We start from the raw sequence: 16,255 nt of genomic DNA, 5'->3' as shown, positions 1-16,255 counted from the left end.
CAGCATCCTATAGGTTAATTTAATATTAAAAAACCACTGCAAATTAGGATACTTTTTTAATAATTTAAAATCAAAAAAATTCATTCACTTTTTATCTATCAAACGCGCTCCAAACATTTCGCGACACCGACTACGTATTTCTCGCTTCGAATGCCGATTCGAGTTACATAACGGGGGTTGTTCTACCTGTTAGGAGGCGAAACAATAGCTGGTTGACTAAGTTGAATTAATTTTTAGCAGTACACAAATGGTAATAGTCCATAATATTAATCTGGTTTAGGAAGTCCTCATCGTGTGAAATCACTATCATTGGGCCTGGATATTGTTGTAAGCACTGAATTACATGATTTCGGGTAGTTACATCCAGATTATTGGTCATTTCGTCGAGAATTAATAATTTGGGTGGTTTGGCAGCAATCCTGGCTAAAGATAACCGGGCTTTTTCTCCGCCAGATAAGCAATCAACAGCCTGATTGACAACACTATTTGATTTAAACAGGAAGTCATTTAAATGAGATCGGATTTGTTGATGCGTCCAATCTGGCCTGGTAACTTCAAGGGTTGATAATACTGTTTCACCCAGCGAAAGCTGTTGATAGTGTTGATCCAGGTAGCCAATATCCTGTTGAGCAGGCACTTGCCAATCTCCTTCCCTATTCACTTCTGGGTAATTCATTATTGCTTTAATCAGCGTTGACTTACCACTTCCATTCGTGCCGGTGATTGCCAAACGTCCTTGACCGAATAATTGAAAATTAATCTGGTTGGTGATCGTTTTACCCTCATAGCCAATGATACCTTCCTTAATCATCACCACTGGTTTATGAGAAATGAACCCTGATGGTAAATGGAATTCAGCTTTAATGACCTCAGGTCTATCTAATGCACTTATTTGCGTAATGATTTCTTCACGCTTATCCCTTATTTGTTTTCCCTTTCTGCCGGATGTCGCCGAAGCGCGATGCATTTTGGCGTGGGATACAATAGTTGGCCATTTGCGGTTTTGTATGGATTTATTACCCATCTCTTTGGCGTTTTTTGCTCGTTTTTGCTCTTTCATTAATTGATGATGAACAGCCTTTTTATCTTTTTCAAGACGGGATAATTGCTGGCTTAATTGAGCAAAATGCCTCTCTTTTTCACGGAGAAAACACTCATATTGCCCATCAAATTGTTCAACTTTGCCATCATTAATAGACCACAGGCAATCAGGCACAATAGATAGTAATTGCTTATCATGAGAGGCAATTAACAATGTGCCCGGGAAATATTGTAAAAATTGCAGCAGTTTCTGTCGGTTGTCCCGATCCAGATGATTCGTTGGCTCATCGAGGATTAACAACTCGGGATGACATGACAATGCCTCCGATAATATTTTTTGAAAACGTTCTGCGCCACTTAATCCATTAAACCTCTCCGGGATTTGCGGCACATAGCCAACAGGAATATCCTGATTGAAGTGAATCTTGCCATCAAGAATGGAACTTTGTCCTGCAATCATGCGTAATAAGCTTGTTTTGCCGCAGCCATTGTCTCCTATGACAGCAATCCGCTGGCCAGCATAGATAGAGGCATTAAATGGTTGAAAACAAATTTTTTCAGGATAGATTAACGATAATTGATGAATAAAACAAAGTAACGACATAAAATACCTCAACAATAAATAAAACCGGCGTCTAAAACGCACCAAGCATTTATTGAGAGATAATTCGCATCGGAGTCGAGACCTCGTTCTATGAAAGAGTGACTATTATAACTAAATTTATACGTGTTCTGCAAACGTCTTCCCCTCCTGTGCTGGGGACAATTTTCAAGGAGCGTAATCCAGGATTTCAGGTGGGTTGTTGTGAAACCCGGGTTACAGCGCGTTGCACGTTCACCCGGGCTACCTTTATAAATATGAGTTACTGCATGGAAAATAAAAAAAAACGTGTTTTTGTCGCAACCGTGGGAACATTTCTGGAATGGGCTGAATTTACTTATTATGCTTATATCGCAAATGTGATTGCTGCATTATTTTTCCCGGAGTTCGCGAGTCATCTTGCCTTGATTGCCACATTCTCTGTTTTCGCGCTTGGCTATTGTTTTCGTCCATTAGGGTCTCTGTTTTTTGGGTATTTAGGAGACAAAATGGGGCGTCGTGCTGCTTTGCAATCTTCTATCATGCTGATGGGCGTTTCTTCATTGTTGATTGGTTGTCTTCCTACTTATGAGAGCATTGGCATTCTTGCGCCGATATTATTGGCGCTCTTACGCTGCATCCAGGGTTTTGCTGTGTCAGGTGAATTTAATGGAAGCGCTATCTATCTCATTGAACATGATTCAGAAAGACCATGCCAGGCTGGCAGTTGGACTGGGTTTGCTTCGGCATTGGGGATGATGTTTGGCGGATTGATGTCCACTTTAATTTACCTGCCTGGCATGCCAGACTGGTCCTGGCGGATCCCTTTCTTACTCGGGGGATTATCTTGTTTTTGTGCAATGTACTTGCGTAAAAATTTAACCGAGTCGCCAGCTTACCTGGAAATTAACCGGGCAAATGCCGCCAACCCGCTAAAAACTTTATTTAAAAATCATAAAATACAAATGGTTAAGGCGGCAGTTTTAGTGTCGGCATTGGGTATTTATATCTATATTATGAATGTTTATTACGCTTCCCATTTGGTGAAATACACAACTTTGTCTGGGGCGCAGACAAAGCTCATTGTTACCGTGGGGCAGGGATTGGTTGTTGTATTCATCGCTTTAATAGGCACGATTGCCGATAAGGTTAACGAAAAATATATTATAAAGGCTGGCTTTGTCGGTTATTTTATTGTCGCGCCATTGGTTTATATAGTTCCTCAGACCAACTCCTTTCTCTTAATTTTGTTATCACAAATCCCTTATGCTTTATGCAATGCGCTAGTCGGTGCACCGATATTTAAACTATTGAATGATTTTTTTCCAACCCGGATCAGATATAGTGGTGTTTCTGTTGCCTGGGGGGGAAGTATGGCTATTTTTGGAGGAACGGCTCCATTGATTGCAAACTATTTGCAATATTCATTGAAATTACCAATCGCTCCTGTATTTTATATCCTTCTATTGGCTTTTGCTGCTTTGCTTGTATTGAAGTATGAACCGCGTTATGAAATGACCTCTTTGCAATCCGAACCCGGATGAAACAGTTTAAATCTGCTCCAGAATGTTTCTAGGATTATCCTGCACTCAATTAGGAATGCATCGTGTTGCAAGTTAAGCTATTACTTGCCAGTGACGTGCAACAGCGCTATATTTTTCACCTGCTCCCTAAATCAGTAAGAAATGACAAAAATAGCGCTTTACTTGGCCGGTGGTGGAGCCCGAGGAGCTTATCAGGCTGGGGTTCTCAAAGCGGTCAGTACAATTTTGGATTCCAAAAAAATCCCTTTTAGCATGCTCACTGGAGCCAGTGTTGGTAGTATTAATGCTGCTGTGTTAGCTGAAAATGCACAGGATTTTTTCGCTGGCACCCATAAGTTGAGCGCGTTATGGGGTGATATCACCTGTACGCAAATTTTTAAAACCAGCAATTATGCCCTCAGTAAAACGGCTATGCGCAATATGAGCAGCATGCTTTTTAAACAACGCCTGTTAGGACATATTCTGGATACCTCTCCCCTGCACGGTTTTCTGAGTAGCAGCATTGATTTTGATAGTGTGGAGAGTGCTGTTAAGAATAAGCATTTAGAAACGATGGAAATCATCAGTAATTGCTATGAAACCCAAAAAACCATCTCCTTCTATCAACATCATGCAGAGAATTTTGAAGATTGGGATCATCCACTTCATATTAGTCAACGGGTTAACTTGAAAATGGAGTATTTTCTGGCATCTGCCGCATTGCCGTTGTTTTTTCCGCCTCCAAAAATAAATGGTTTCCATTATGGAGATGGTCATTTAGGGTTGGAAGCACCCCTGCGAGGGGCGATCCATTGTCAGGTTGATAAAATTTTAGTTATTGGCAATCGGCAAATAAAGGGGGGTAATCCAGAAAAATCACCGGATAATGATATTGATTTTTCACGTGTTTTGGGGGGTATGATCAATGGATTGTTTTTAGATAATCTCGATCGTGATATTGAGATGATTAACCATATGAACAATATTGTTCGCTTGTTGCCGATGGAGAAACAACAGCAATCCCCCTGGCGAACCGTTCAAATCTTACATTTAAGGCCAAGTGTGGATATAGGCGCTATTGCTCAATCTCATTACAATAGTATCCCCATGTTACTACGCCTCCTGCTTAATTTTCTTGGTGCCAAACGTCACTCCGGTGATTTATTAAGCTTTCTTTTATTTGAAAAAGCATTCACCCGCGAACTAATCAAACTTGGCTTTAATGATACAATGGCAGTACAGGGAGCTGTTTCGACCTTTTTACAGGATAATAGCTAATTTCATGATTAGTAAAGATAAATGGGAGAAACTGGCTGAGTGGATGGCTAAGCTTGGTATCAATGATGCTGAACTTGTCGAGAAATTTATCCTCGGCAGTGGCCAGGGTGGTCAGAAGCTGCATAAAACTGCTTCAACCGTTTATTTAAAGCATGTGCCATCGGGTCTGGAAATAAAGTGCCAGGATTCCAGAAGCCGTGAAGATAACCGATATTTTGCAAGAAAGCGGCTTTGTGAAAAATTACACGCGATATTAGGTGATGAAATAACAAAAGCGCAGCAGCGAGTTGAAAAAATAAAGCGTCAAAAGAAACGGCGCTCAAGACGCTCCAGGCAAAAAATGTTGGATGAAAAAAACAGGCAAGGTCAGCTCAAGGCATCGAGAAGAAAGCCTCAATCTTTTGAGTAAGAGGTCATGGTATGATTTACGGGTTAGCGAATAGTTGGATTGTAAAATATATTGTATTATATTTGCACTCCATTTCACCTTACATAAAGGATCCAAGGTCATAGTCTATACTAGAGATGGTTTTGATAACGATTGTCAAAATTCCATCATAACGGAGGCAAATTATGGAATCAAAATATGAGAAGAAAAAAGAGGGGGCTTCAATAATTTTCAGAGCAAGCCAACAAAAAGCGGAGAAGAAATTATCTGAAAATTCGGCTGCGTATAAAGAGTCAAAAGAAGTATGGTTGCTCAGGGAAAGTTCGGTTCCCGGTCTGCTCACCATTTCCTATTATGACAAAGGCAAGCACCTCTATCGGCATCGGCGTATTGGTTTTGTTAACGGTAAGTGGGAAAATGCTTCATCCATCAAAGCAAAAGCGGAAGAATTTGTCAAGAAAGCTGAGGCTGCTTTTAAAAATGGACTTCCTGAAAACAGTGAGGAAGAATTGTATAAGTATTTACAGGCTGAGGAATTTAAGCGGGAGAAACAGCTTATCCCCGCACCTGATGAGGCAAGCCAGCAGTATGCATATGTTGAATTAGAATCCTCTTCAACGCCTTATACCAAATTTTGATAATACAGAAAACCATTTATTGCGCTCCTGCCATCAGGGCGCAATGAATCAGAATTATCAGTTACAGGAGTTTTTAATAAGCGTCTTAATACCGTTGCCAGCAAAAGCATCAAGGCATGATAAAATGTTCTTTTCCCTTAATAGGGATGTAATCCTTTGTTTGGTGATATGGTTAGTCAATAAAAACGATTCAGCCTGTAAATCGGCAAGTATTGCAAAAATCATTGAATAGTGGAGTCAAATACATGAGTGAGCCTGGATTTAAATCTCAGTCGGCTATTGAATCAGAATTAGGTAAAAAATCAGCTTATGATCCAGGCTATAACCCTCATCGCCTCTATCCTATTTCCAGAGCTAAAAAGCGGCAGGAAATAGGGATTGATCCTGATAACCCCCCTTTCGTGGGGTTTGACTGCTGGAATCACTATGAAGTGTCCTGGCTCAATGAGAAAGGCAAACCGATGGTTGGCATTGCTGAAATAATCTATGATTGTAACTCACCCAGGTTAATTGAATCCAAGTCATTGAAACTTTACTTTAATTCGTTCAACAACTCAAAATTTGAGTCTGCCGCGGAGTTGGAAAATACGGTTAAAAAGGATTTGGCAGAGCGGCTTGAGGCTGAAGTTTTTGTTAAAATTTATTCTTTGGAACAAGCTAAACAAGAGACTGTTTTGCAATCATTGGCTGGTGAGTCTATCGATAGTCTTGATGTTGAATGTTCTGTTTATTTGGTGGAACCTTCTTTTCTTTCCGTTAGCGATGAAGTGGTAGAGGAAATCTTGTATTCCGACTTATTAAAATCAAACTGTCTGGTCACCAATCAGCCTGATTGGGGAAGTGTACAAATAGCCTATAAGGGAAAGAAAATTAATCGGGAAGGGCTGTTAAAATACCTGGTTTCCTATAGAAATCATAATGAGTTTCATGAGCAATGTATTGAGAGGATTTTTGTTGATCTGATGAACTACTGCAAACCTGAAAAATTAACCGTATATGGGCGTTATACAAGACGGGGGGGATTAGATATTAACCCTTATCGTTCAACAGAAAAGACTGCATTTAAAGAGAAAAACATACGGTTAATTCGTCAGTAAGCAAATTGGATATTAAGAGAATTCGGGTTAATAATGAATATTTGGATTGATGGTGATGCCTGTCCCAGAACAATAAAAGAGCTGTTATTTCGTGCGGCAGTCAGAACAAAAACCTACTTAATTGCGGTGTCAAACCATAACATCGCAATCCCTGCATCACCCTTTATAAAAAAATGCCAGGTCGGATTAGGATTTGATGTCGCTGACAACTATATAGTTAATCATATGAAACAGGGTGACCTGGTAATCACCGCTGATATTCCGCTTGCTGATGCTGTAATTACTCAAGGAGGAGTGGTCTTAAACCCAAGGGGGGGAATGTATACTGCTAACAATATTAAAAGCCACCTGGCTCTGCGAAATTTCAATGAATCATTGCGAAGTTGTAATTTATTAACAGGCGGACCTGCAAAATTAAGTCAGAAAGAAGTGCAGAATTTTGCCAATAGTCTGGATAGAATTTTATCGGCGAAGACCTGAGCTTTAAACCATTATTTGTCCGTCATGATGTGATATACTGCGTTATCAAGCTATAAATAGAGTCAAACATTTGAATACCTTGCCTGAATGTCCAAAGTGCAATTCCCAGTATACCTATAAGGATGGTGATTTTTTTATCTGCCCGGAGTGTGCGCATGAGTGGAAAGAGACTGTGGAAAATAACGATAGTGCGCAAATCGTCAAGGATGCCCATGGGAACATACTCCAGGATGGGGATACAATTACTGTAATAAAGGATTTAAAAGTAAAAGGCTCTTCACTGGTTGTTAAAGTTGGAACTAAAGTTAAAAACATTAGATTGGTTAGTGGCGATCATGATATTGATTGTAAAATTGAAGGTATCGGCGCTATGAAGTTAAAATCCGAGTTTGTAAAAAAGGCAACGTGACACCGTTTCAATCGACTGGGAAAATATGTTAATTTCACATAAAAAAGAGACAGAATTTAATATCAATCTGCATATTGATTTTATTAAAGAGCATACGCCTGAGCCTGAGCTGGCTGCCAAAAAAATAGAATTGCTAACCTGCCTAAGTGAATTTGCGTTAGGACGATTTTTATTAACCCATCGAGGGCTTAATGGATATTGGACCTCCTATCTGATATTACATGGCATTCATCAAACAAGTTTATCATCATTAGAGACCTGGTTGCTTCATCAGGCTCCTGCCATTAAAGCGACAAGAGAGCGGTTTTATATCTTTCAAGAGCAACTGCAAAAAAGATTGTCAGATAATATGGCTTTAGCATCCATCCCATGTGGTCTCATGGATGACCTGCTAACGCTTGATTACCATGGTGTTTCAACTATCTCATTGACAGGCATTGACCTGGACAGCTTGTCTCTGACGTTGGCAGAAGAAAATGCTCACCACCATGGAATTGAGTTTGTTCGGTTTTTAAAAAAGGATGCCTGGCGACTGGATATTACTGAGCAGTTTGATGTTATTGTGAGTAACGGATTAAATATTTATGAGCCTGACCCAGCCCGTCTTGTCAATCTTTACAGGCAATACCATGAGGCGCTTAAAAACGATGGGACTTTAATCACCAGCTTTGTGACACCGCCCCCCGCTGTTTCTCCACAGTCGCCCTGGAAAAATTTTAATATCGAAGACACCAGGAAACAGCAACTTATATTTACTGAGATAATTCAGGCAAATTGGCAGTCATATCAGTTGGAAGATGAGGCTTCCCGGCAATTGACTGCAGCTGGATTTGAAGTTGAAAGTATAGTTTATGATAGTCAATGTATGTTTCCAACCATTGTGGCCAAGAAAACATAGCAGGCTAAAAGTAAGTTATCAATTTAAAGGTAGAAGAGGATGAATCATCCAAATTTACGGGAAAATAGCCTGCCTGCCTTTTGCTGATGGCTTTGTTCCTGCTCCTTGTTAAAGGTGTCAATCATGGTCAAAAATTTGTTCAGGGGTTGGGGTTGGGATTTATTTAGCTCCTGAATCATGGACTTAATTAACTGACCTTCAGCGGAGTGGAAATAGGGGAGATCAAAATCATACTTGTTTTTCCAGTGAGGTTGATGGGTTACTTTAGGGATCGGCAACTTATTGCAAGCTAATTCATATAGGGTATTTGCCAATGTTTGCTGCTGCAGGCGTTCAAGATTAATGGCCCTGCCTTCATAGACTGTGGATTGATAATAAGCCCGCGAAGTACTTGCTCTGAAACTAGAAACGGTTTTTTCCTCTGCTGTCACAAGCCCTTTAATATCGCTGATGACAATACTGCCATCGCTATTTAATAAAACATTGCTGGGTTTGAGATCCGTATACCAAATTCCCTGTTTATTCAGTTCAAGGAAAAATTCGAGAAACTGACGCGCATAGGAAAGAACTAATGGATTTAACGTGCCTGGAGGCGTTTTCTTGTTTCTCTGGCATTGCCGATGCAGCCTATCAAACTGTTCCTCAAGATTGCCATGCTCATAGTAGGCACTGAATTCCAGATAAGTGGTTTCCTGGAAATCATCTTCAATCCAGGTTAGTAAATAAGGTTGAGCTATTTGCCGCATGTGGGCTACACGTTCCCTGGCAACACGTGGTGATAATCCTTCTTTTTCTTCGTTGCTGTCTACCCTTAGAAAGCGAACAACAAAAGGATGGGCATCGTTCAGAGTGACTTTAACGGCAGGATTATTCCCCCCTCCAAGCGATTCCACCTTGCATTGAGGGTTGAAATCGGTAAATTTGTTCTCGATTAGTGTTTTGAAGCTGTCTTTTCCTTCGTAGTTGCGGTAAATACTCTTCATATCGATTTTCTCAACCAATTGTCTGATATCCAATTGAATCTGCTTGCTATTTAGTATTTGCCCAATCTGCTGCTGCGTGCGAAAAAGAGGGTGGGCTGTAAACCAGTCTTTAATTACCTTATCAGCGCTGCCTTTTTGAATGGTTTTTTGGTGAAATGAAATTAGCTTATCGAGATAACGTTGTAAGCCTTGGGGATTGGTATTTTCATACTGATTAATTTTTTTCAGGACGGCATTAAGCCTATTAATCTGTCTTCTTTTCAGGCTATTTATCCTGCCTTCGGTTGGAAGCAAGTCAAACATAAGTCCCCTCCATGGCTATCTTATGCTTTAAATATAGACAAAAATTTACTGGTTGATGCGGCTGGTGCCTTGAAAGTCGTAGCCTTTCGCTGGCGCTCCATCCAGACTGTCATTAATTAATCGACCGCAGTTTTAATCGCACCCGTTTATTCCCATAAGGTTTACAAGCCTAGCCAACGGATGAAATGGTTAGTCGATTTTAGATTAATCAGGGGGTTCGATTCAAAATAAACGGTATAGCTTTTTTTATCTTCCTGCGTTGTTGCATTTACATGCGATTCGACGCCTTTAATTTTTCCAAGGCTCATAATTTTCATTTCAGTCGCATAGTAGCCGCGAAGCATTTTTACCACGGGAATTACAAAGTAAATACGATTTAAATCGGTATCACTATTTTCTGTATTTTTTCTCTGGTTAATAATCTCTTCAAATTCCCCATTGCTTAATGCGATATATTCAATATTATTGATTTGGCGTCTAAGCATACGTGTTAGCGGCGCTTTGGTATGAAAGATACGTTCGTAATCCTCAGCCGTGATTACGACAATAGGCTCATTCTCTTCACGTTTGTTATTTTTATTTATGTCAGCGAAGAGGATTTCTTCTCGTGATTCTTCTGCCGATTGCTGTTCCTCAATTTGCAGCCTATTGATATTTAACAACGAAAAATTGTTGCAATTGAGGAATTTTGATTTTAAAAACCAATTGTCGCTGGGGTAAAATGCCACAAATAAAGCGTTTTCTTTGATGGTATTGATGATGGGCGCTGTCAGATCGGGAGGAAGGGCCGGACATCCCCAGCTGCGGCCAGCCCTTCCATATTTTTTTATGAAATGTTCATCAACATACCATCCACTATGCATGACCACTGCCCGATTCGCCGCATTATCGTTAAATCCTTTGTCCAAACCGTATAATTTTAATGAGAGCCCATACCGGCCATAATAAGCGTTTTCGGTTTTGTAGATTCCTATACTACTGGCTTTGCTATTGTTTTTATTTGAAAAATTATTTGATAATAATTTTCCTGATTTTATGCCGTGTGAGACATAGGTATGGAAAAGTAATTTTTTCTCTTTCAGGTCGAATACCCACAGGCGTTTTTGATTTGAAGGAAGGGAATAATCAATAACGGTTAAGATATTATTATGTCCAACATAATGTTTTTGCGCACATTTTATTGCGGTTAATACTTTGGTGATTACTGCCCCATTTAAAGTCTGTCCTTCCCGGTGGAGCATGGTCTTTATTTCAGGATATGAATAATGGTTTGTCGGGTCGAGAAGTGCCATTACCTCGGCTGTAACCGGACTGGTATGGTTAGTGGCTCCTTCCCTTTCATATAGTAATCCAGAGGAGGGGAAGGAGAAACATAAGGGACTTACTGCTAACATCAATAGCAGCTTTTTTCTCATAGTATTTCCCTTCAAACTATGTTCACACTAATTAATATAGTTCAAATTTGATTGAAAAAAAGTCATTTGGTATAATTGTTTATTTATTTCTCCTTACTTGTCTCAGGTTGCCTGCTGCTGGTTGTAATAGGGACCAATGACGCTTTATTATCGATAATTAACTAACAGTTCATTTATTAAGGGAGCATTGTTCCATATGCCATTACTGACTTTTGAAGATATTAATGAAGATAGCAGAAGCGCTGCCAAGGCTCAGTTTCCCCAAATAAAAACGGTTATAGAGCTTAATGATAAAGACTCTTCTGCAATAAGGTTAAATGTCGAAGAGCCTATTGTTATTTTAGGACATACTCAAGACGCAATATACGATTTTACCCTCTGGAAAGAGAAGAGAGAAACGGTAGGTGGTTTGACGGCGAAAAAAATGGCGGCCTGTTTTGATAAATGGGGGGATAAAGGAAAAATTAAAGATATTTACCTTATCGCCTGTGAGGCCGGCTGGAATGACTCGCCTGAACATCCTTGCTACGCCAGGCAATTAGCCTGTGAATTACATAAAAAAGGATTTAACAACATTAAAGTTCATGTGGTTACAAGTCCTGTCGATTGTTCTTCAGAGTATGTTGGCATGCGTGTTGAGATGGTCACCAGGGTAGGGGTAAAAGGCAAAATAGAGGGTACCCAAATGGGGGATACCCGCGCTTTTCTCAGCACCAGGCGGTATGAAGCACTTTCTCAGGAAGTTAATGAATTAGAAACTCAGTTGGAGGGCCGGCGTGAAGCAATAAAGCACGCTGATCTGGCAACCTTACGGCAATTAAGAAAGGAAAACTCAACTAGCAGACAGCAAATTTTTCAGAAGCGAAAGGAACTGGTTGCAATGCAAGAAGCGTATTGCATTATGGATGTTGCCGATTTGAGAGTTGAACTGAATCGCCCTGAAAATACATTCATTGGTGCCAAAACGATAAAAGAGGTGGCTGTTGTCCCGAAAAAGATGGCTGCAGAATCAGGGAGAGTAGCAACAAAACGAAGCCTGCAGCATGGAGGATATAGGGCAGCTGCACCTGAGGTTATGATTACAGATGAGAAATATCACGGTATCATTAAGCAACTTACTGATCTGCAACTAAAATACAGAGAAAAGAAGAAATTTGTTAACAATATTGCTAGCCTCATTGATGGGATGAGTGGCATGGGAGAACGCTGGCAACAGGCAATCTTTAACCAGATGGATAGCTATCATCAAATATCCGGTGCCAAGATATGGAAAAAGAAAGACAAGTCTACTTTTTATGATTTGTTGGTTCACCTGGTTAAAGAGAATCAGTTAAAAAGAGCGGATGAGCTGGCTGAGATACAGGTAAAAATTGAAGGCTTACTTCAGGATAAGCAGATTGCCTATGATTGTTTAATCATCAATCGTGCCAAGAAAAACAACTACGATATTACCTTGTTTCAGGGCGATGAAGTAATGGAATTTAACAAGGCAAATGAGATTGACTTCTCCATTGAAATCAAAAAAATGCAGGCCAGGAAGCTAAAAGTAATACCTGATATTGAAAAACAAGCGTCAGAAGAGCCTGGCTTAGCTACTGGCGAAAAGATATCTATTGAGAAGTTGCCTTTATTAGATAAGCCTCAGGAAAAAACAGGCCTGGATACGGCCGATTATTACCCTTATGCTCAAAACCCACGCAGATACCATTTCTGGAATGAAGCCAGGGTCGAAGTTTCTCCACAATCCTCTGAATTTTTAAGTAAGAATAGAGCGCTTAGAGGGGATCGCCTGAAAGGCGCGATCCTTGAGAATTTTAAAGAGCAACTTAATCGTTGTGCCAGTGGTAAGGAAGTAGAGGATTGCGTCGATAAAATTAAACAATCGGCTGAATATCGAATAATTAATACCAGCCAAGGTTTGTTTACTTTCCTGTTTTCCTTGAAAACTGATTCGGCCAAAGCCTTCGAGGAGATGGTAAAAGACAGGAGGCAAGTACTGGCTAATAGCTCAGAGCTTTCATTTAACCAGGGCTACAAATGAAAAGTCAACCGCGGAGAATCGAACTTCATTTGAACGATTTCTTGCCTGCATGGCCTTTTATTGCCGTTCTCTTATCAGGGTTACTGAATTTCCCGACTTGATACTTAATATTTTTTTGCAAAGGGGTTAGACTATCGGTCATTTTAAATGTTAGGTGAATGGGTTGAATGATAGATTACCCCAGCACATTGCCATTATTATGGATGGCAATGGCCGTTGGGCACAGAATCGTGGGTTGTTGCGTATTGAAGGACACCGCACTGGTGTTGAAGCGGTCAAGACCGTCATTCGTTGTTGCTTACAAATGCAAATCCCTGTACTTAGTTTATTTGCTTTCAGCAGTGAAAATTGGTCAAGACCTGAGAGTGAGGTGGAATTTCTCATGCAGCTTTTTATTGAAGCTTTAGGCCAGGAAGTGAAGGAGTTACATCAGCATGGGGTGTGCCTGCGTTTTACCGGGGACAAGACAACCCTGTCAGAAAAACTGCAGGAGCAAATGCAGGTTGCTGAATCGCTAACTGCAACGAATGAACGTTTAATCCTTAATATCGTCGTCAGTTACGGTGGTAAGTGGGATATTGTGCAAGCGGTAAAGACAATCGCAAAAGGCGTTTTGGCAGGCGAGGTGACCATCGATGCGATTGATGAAGCAAAAATCGAGCAAGCACTTAGTACTAACGGATTACCAGATCCGGATTTATTTATTCGTACAAGTGGTGAGCAACGGGTCAGCAATTTTTTTCTCTGGCAATTAGCGTACACGGAATTGTACTTTACTGATGTTCATTGGCCTGATTTCACCGAAAATGAGTTTAAAAAAGCACTGGCCAGCTTTAGTGTGCGAGAGCGGCGCTACGGTAAAACTTCCCAGCAACTCAATAAGGCAAATCATGTTTAGACAACGGCTATTAACTACCCTGGTTCTTGTTCCTTTGGTGTTGCTGGCTATCTACTATAGCAGCAATATGATGTTTGCCGGCCTGATGTTCGTGTTACTGTTAGCTTGTGGTTTTGAATGGCCGCAGTTAATTCCTGCTCGACGACTGCCTTTAAGGTTAAGTTTTATCGTTGCTTTATTGGTTTTAATGTGGCTTATGTCCTATGGTTTTGAATATTGGCTATTGGCAGGTCTAATTATTTGGACTTTAATCTTGCTTGCAGTGGTTACATTTCCTGCTTCTCAGGCAATATGGGGAAAGCCCTGGGTAGTGACGGGAGCAGGGTTGCTGACATTACCCCTATTTGCGCAAAGCATGACAAGAATACATTCCCATGCCTATGGCAAGCCGTTGATTATTTATCTTCTTTTTCTGATTTGGGCGGCAGATATTGGGGCTTATTTGATCGGCAAACGATGGGGGCGCCATAAGCTTATCCCGGCTGTAAGCCCCGGGAAAACAATAGAGGGTTCGCTTGGTGGTTTTCTCCTGTCTATGGTAATAGCACTGATTGGTTATTACAGTTTACAACCGTTAATGCCCGTTAATTGGTTCCTGATAGCTGCTGTTACAGCGCTGATTTCAATATTAGGCGATTTGTTTATCAGCATTCTTAAAAGAAGGGCTAAACTAAAGGATACGGGGCATTTATTACCTGGACACGGCGGGGTTCTTGATCGTCTGGATAGCTTGATTGCTGCTTCATTTTTATTTTATTGTGGGCTACGCTTTTTTGCACCTGGATTATAATTATGGTTTCTACCTTATTTTATTTTTTTCTTGCATTAGTTTTGCTGATTACTATCCATGAATATGGCCATTTTCTGGTGGCTCGTCTTTTGGGTGTTAAAGTGCTTCGCTTTTCTTTTGGTTTTGGTAAAGTTCTGGCACGCTGGTATGACAAGAAAGGCACAGAATACGCCTGGTCGATTTTTCCGCTTGGCGGTTATGTAAAGATGCTGGATGAATCGGAGGAAGAGGTTTCTGAAAGTGAACGCCATCTTGCATTCAATAACAAGTCAGTGTGGGTCCGTATCGCGATTGTTATCGCCGGCCCGTTATTCAATTTTCTTTTTGCCTTTGTTGCCCTATGGTTAGTGTTGATTATTGGAATTCATTCATTAGCGCCAATCATTGATGATGTAAAACCAAACAGTATTGCTGCATTATCAGGCCTTGAGCCAAAAGAGGAAATTGTGGCCCTGAATAATAAGACAGTCGGTAGTTGGCGGGATTTTCAATTTGCCCTCATACCTTTGGTTGGTAGCGAGGAGACAGTCAATATAAAAGTAAAATCACTCCTTGATGGGCGGCAAAAGTCACTGAGTTTATCACTTGCCGGCTGGGAGCTGGATGCAAAAAATCCCGATCCGTTAGGCAGTTTGGGAATCGTCCCCTTTATTCCCAATATACCCCCAATCATTGGTGAAGTGGTTGAAAACTCTCCCGCGCAACGTGCCGGTTTGCAGGAGGCTGATGTAATCGAACAGATGGATGGCAAGCCACTGAATGATTGGTTGCAGTTGGTTGGCTATGTCAGGGAACATCCGGGTACACCCCTGAGGCTTTCTGTATTAAGGCAAGGCAAGGTTCATGAAATCAATGTGCATATCGGTACCCAGGACGATAATCTCAAGGAAGGTTTTCTTGGATTGCGCTCACAAAAGGTCAATTGGCCATCCCAATGGTTAAGGCTGCAACGACAAGGTCCCATTGAAGCAGTCGGAACAGCGTTTTCCCAGACGGTAGAATTAACCGGTGCTACTTTTTCTTTAATTGGCCGTCTTGTTACAGGCAAACTGGGTTTTCAAACGATAAGCGGGCCGGTGGGTATTGCTCAGGGTGCAGGCGAATCAGGTCGAAGCGGTTTCAGTTATTACTTATCATTTTTGGCATTGGTCAGTATTAGTTTGGGGGTTCTTAATTTATTGCCCATTCCGATGCTTGATGGCGGGCATTTACTCTATTTTCTGGTTGAAATAGTTAAAGGGAAGCCGCTTTCTGATGAAGCCAGATCGATTGGTATTTATTTAGGTTTAATGTTTTTGGGGGTGTTGATGGTTCTTGCCCTCACTAATGACATAACACGGCTAATGAGTTAGCTGGTAAGGGTGAAAAAATTTTCTTGGTGATCTTTATTGCTTTAAAATGAATAAATTAAAGCGCCGAATAGCCTGCGAGTTAAAAATTCGGTTGGATCAATTTCTTGACAGAGCTGGTCAGTTCCTATAAAAGGGGTGGCA

The 16,255-nt window shown here is 40.8% G+C and carries 15 protein-coding genes; 12 read left to right on the top strand and 3 right to left on the bottom strand.

Annotated elements, in window-relative coordinates; translation table 11 throughout:
* Positions 1-226: 226 nt before the first annotated feature.
* The gene (locus E1O65_RS01785) at positions 227-1,645 is read right to left on the bottom strand and encodes an ATP-binding cassette domain-containing protein (RefSeq protein ID WP_133131880.1); all 1,419 of its coding nucleotides are present in this window, start codon (positions 1,643-1,645) and stop codon (positions 227-229) included.
* A 266-nt stretch (positions 1,646-1,911) separates the two neighbouring features.
* Here E1O65_RS01785 and E1O65_RS01780 point away from each other — a divergent pair, with 266 nt between their 5' ends.
* The 8 genes from E1O65_RS01780 (at position 1,912) to E1O65_RS01745 (ending at position 8,332) form a co-directional block, all read left to right on the top strand.
* Positions 1,912-3,165, top strand: coding sequence for an MFS transporter (locus E1O65_RS01780; protein WP_165474872.1), 1,254 nt, complete (start codon positions 1,912-1,914; stop codon positions 3,163-3,165).
* Between the two features lie 141 nt (positions 3,166-3,306).
* Positions 3,307-4,422, top strand: coding sequence for a patatin-like phospholipase family protein (locus E1O65_RS01775; protein WP_133131879.1), 1,116 nt, complete (start codon positions 3,307-3,309; stop codon positions 4,420-4,422).
* Positions 4,423-4,426: 4 nt separating this feature from the next.
* Positions 4,427-4,831, top strand: coding sequence for a peptide chain release factor-like protein (locus E1O65_RS01770; protein ID WP_133131878.1), 405 nt, complete (start codon positions 4,427-4,429; stop codon positions 4,829-4,831).
* 164 nt (positions 4,832-4,995) lie between these two features.
* Positions 4,996-5,448 carry a hypothetical protein gene (locus tag E1O65_RS01765; protein ID WP_133131877.1) on the top strand — a complete coding sequence of 151 codons (453 nt, stop codon included), beginning with the start codon at positions 4,996-4,998 and terminating at the stop codon, positions 5,446-5,448.
* Between the two features lie 245 nt (positions 5,449-5,693).
* The gene (queF, locus tag E1O65_RS01760) at positions 5,694-6,545 is read left to right on the top strand and encodes an NADPH-dependent 7-cyano-7-deazaguanine reductase QueF (protein WP_133131876.1); all 852 of its coding nucleotides are present in this window, start codon (positions 5,694-5,696) and stop codon (positions 6,543-6,545) included.
* A gap of 33 nt (positions 6,546-6,578) precedes the next feature.
* Complete coding sequence (locus E1O65_RS01755; protein WP_133131875.1) at positions 6,579-7,025, top strand: YaiI/YqxD family protein; 447 nt, start codon at positions 6,579-6,581, stop codon at positions 7,023-7,025.
* Positions 7,026-7,095: 70 nt separating this feature from the next.
* Entirely contained in the window at positions 7,096-7,434 is a 339-nt protein-coding gene (locus E1O65_RS01750; protein WP_133131874.1) for a zinc ribbon domain-containing protein YjdM, read from the top strand.
* A gap of 25 nt (positions 7,435-7,459) precedes the next feature.
* Positions 7,460-8,332 carry a class I SAM-dependent methyltransferase gene (locus tag E1O65_RS01745; RefSeq protein WP_133131873.1) on the top strand — a complete coding sequence of 291 codons (873 nt, stop codon included), beginning with the start codon at positions 7,460-7,462 and terminating at the stop codon, positions 8,330-8,332.
* Between the two features lie 44 nt (positions 8,333-8,376).
* Here E1O65_RS01745 and E1O65_RS01740 read toward each other — a convergent pair whose 3' ends face one another.
* On the bottom strand, positions 8,377-9,618 hold the full coding sequence (locus tag E1O65_RS01740; RefSeq protein ID WP_133131872.1) for a protein kinase family protein: 1,242 nt from the start codon (positions 9,616-9,618) through the stop codon (positions 8,377-8,379).
* Positions 9,619-9,779: 161 nt separating this feature from the next.
* Entirely contained in the window at positions 9,780-11,033 is a 1,254-nt protein-coding gene (locus E1O65_RS01735) for a murein L,D-transpeptidase catalytic domain family protein (RefSeq protein WP_133131871.1), read from the bottom strand.
* A 196-nt stretch (positions 11,034-11,229) separates the two neighbouring features.
* On the opposite strand from E1O65_RS01735, the gene E1O65_RS01730 reads away from it, so the two are divergent.
* The 4 genes from E1O65_RS01730 (at position 11,230) to rseP (ending at position 16,114) form a co-directional block, all read left to right on the top strand.
* Positions 11,230-13,074, top strand: a complete 1,845-nt coding sequence (locus tag E1O65_RS01730; RefSeq protein WP_133131870.1) for a hypothetical protein — start codon at positions 11,230-11,232, stop codon at positions 13,072-13,074.
* A 163-nt stretch (positions 13,075-13,237) separates the two neighbouring features.
* Entirely contained in the window at positions 13,238-13,972 is a 735-nt protein-coding gene (locus tag E1O65_RS01725) for an isoprenyl transferase (protein ID WP_133131869.1), read from the top strand.
* Positions 13,965-14,762 carry a phosphatidate cytidylyltransferase gene (locus E1O65_RS01720; RefSeq protein WP_133131868.1) on the top strand — a complete coding sequence of 266 codons (798 nt, stop codon included), beginning with the start codon at positions 13,965-13,967 and terminating at the stop codon, positions 14,760-14,762. Before E1O65_RS01725 ends, E1O65_RS01720 begins: the two co-directional genes overlap by 8 nt.
* Before the next feature lie 2 nt (positions 14,763-14,764).
* Complete coding sequence (gene rseP, locus E1O65_RS01715; protein WP_133131867.1) at positions 14,765-16,114, top strand: RIP metalloprotease RseP; 1,350 nt, start codon at positions 14,765-14,767, stop codon at positions 16,112-16,114.
* The last annotated feature ends 141 nt before the right edge of the window (positions 16,115-16,255 follow it).

It is taken from the genome of Legionella sp. W10-070, assembly GCF_900640175.1.
In the GTDB taxonomy this organism is placed as follows: domain Bacteria; phylum Pseudomonadota; class Gammaproteobacteria; order Legionellales; family Legionellaceae; genus Tatlockia.
This window is presented reverse-complemented; position numbering and strand designations above follow the sequence as displayed.

Excerpts from the sequence above, each read along its gene's own strand:
- E1O65_RS01740 (WP_133131872.1), bottom strand. The coding sequence starts at position 9,618 with ATGTTTGACTTGCTTCCAACCGAAGGCAGGATAAATAGCCTGAAAAGA.
- E1O65_RS01735 (WP_133131871.1), bottom strand. The coding sequence starts at position 11,033 with ATGAGAAAAAAGCTGCTATTGATGTTAGCAGTAAGTCCCTTATGTTTC.
- E1O65_RS01770 (WP_133131878.1), top strand. The coding sequence starts at position 4,427 with ATGATTAGTAAAGATAAATGGGAGAAACTGGCTGAGTGGATGGCTAAG.
- E1O65_RS01765 (WP_133131877.1), top strand. The coding sequence starts at position 4,996 with ATGGAATCAAAATATGAGAAGAAAAAAGAGGGGGCTTCAATAATTTTC.
- E1O65_RS01755 (WP_133131875.1), top strand. The coding sequence starts at position 6,579 with ATGAATATTTGGATTGATGGTGATGCCTGTCCCAGAACAATAAAAGAG.
- E1O65_RS01780 (WP_165474872.1), top strand. The coding sequence starts at position 1,912 with ATGGAAAATAAAAAAAAACGTGTTTTTGTCGCAACCGTGGGAACATTT.
- E1O65_RS01745 (WP_133131873.1), top strand. The coding sequence starts at position 7,460 with ATGTTAATTTCACATAAAAAAGAGACAGAATTTAATATCAATCTGCAT.
- E1O65_RS01775 (WP_133131879.1), top strand. The coding sequence starts at position 3,307 with ATGACAAAAATAGCGCTTTACTTGGCCGGTGGTGGAGCCCGAGGAGCT.
- E1O65_RS01730 (WP_133131870.1), top strand. The coding sequence starts at position 11,230 with ATGCCATTACTGACTTTTGAAGATATTAATGAAGATAGCAGAAGCGCT.
- E1O65_RS01785 (WP_133131880.1), bottom strand. The coding sequence starts at position 1,645 with ATGTCGTTACTTTGTTTTATTCATCAATTATCGTTAATCTATCCTGAA.
- rseP (WP_133131867.1), top strand. The coding sequence starts at position 14,765 with ATGGTTTCTACCTTATTTTATTTTTTTCTTGCATTAGTTTTGCTGATT.
- E1O65_RS01720 (WP_133131868.1), top strand. The coding sequence starts at position 13,965 with ATGTTTAGACAACGGCTATTAACTACCCTGGTTCTTGTTCCTTTGGTG.
- queF (WP_133131876.1), top strand. The coding sequence starts at position 5,694 with ATGAGTGAGCCTGGATTTAAATCTCAGTCGGCTATTGAATCAGAATTA.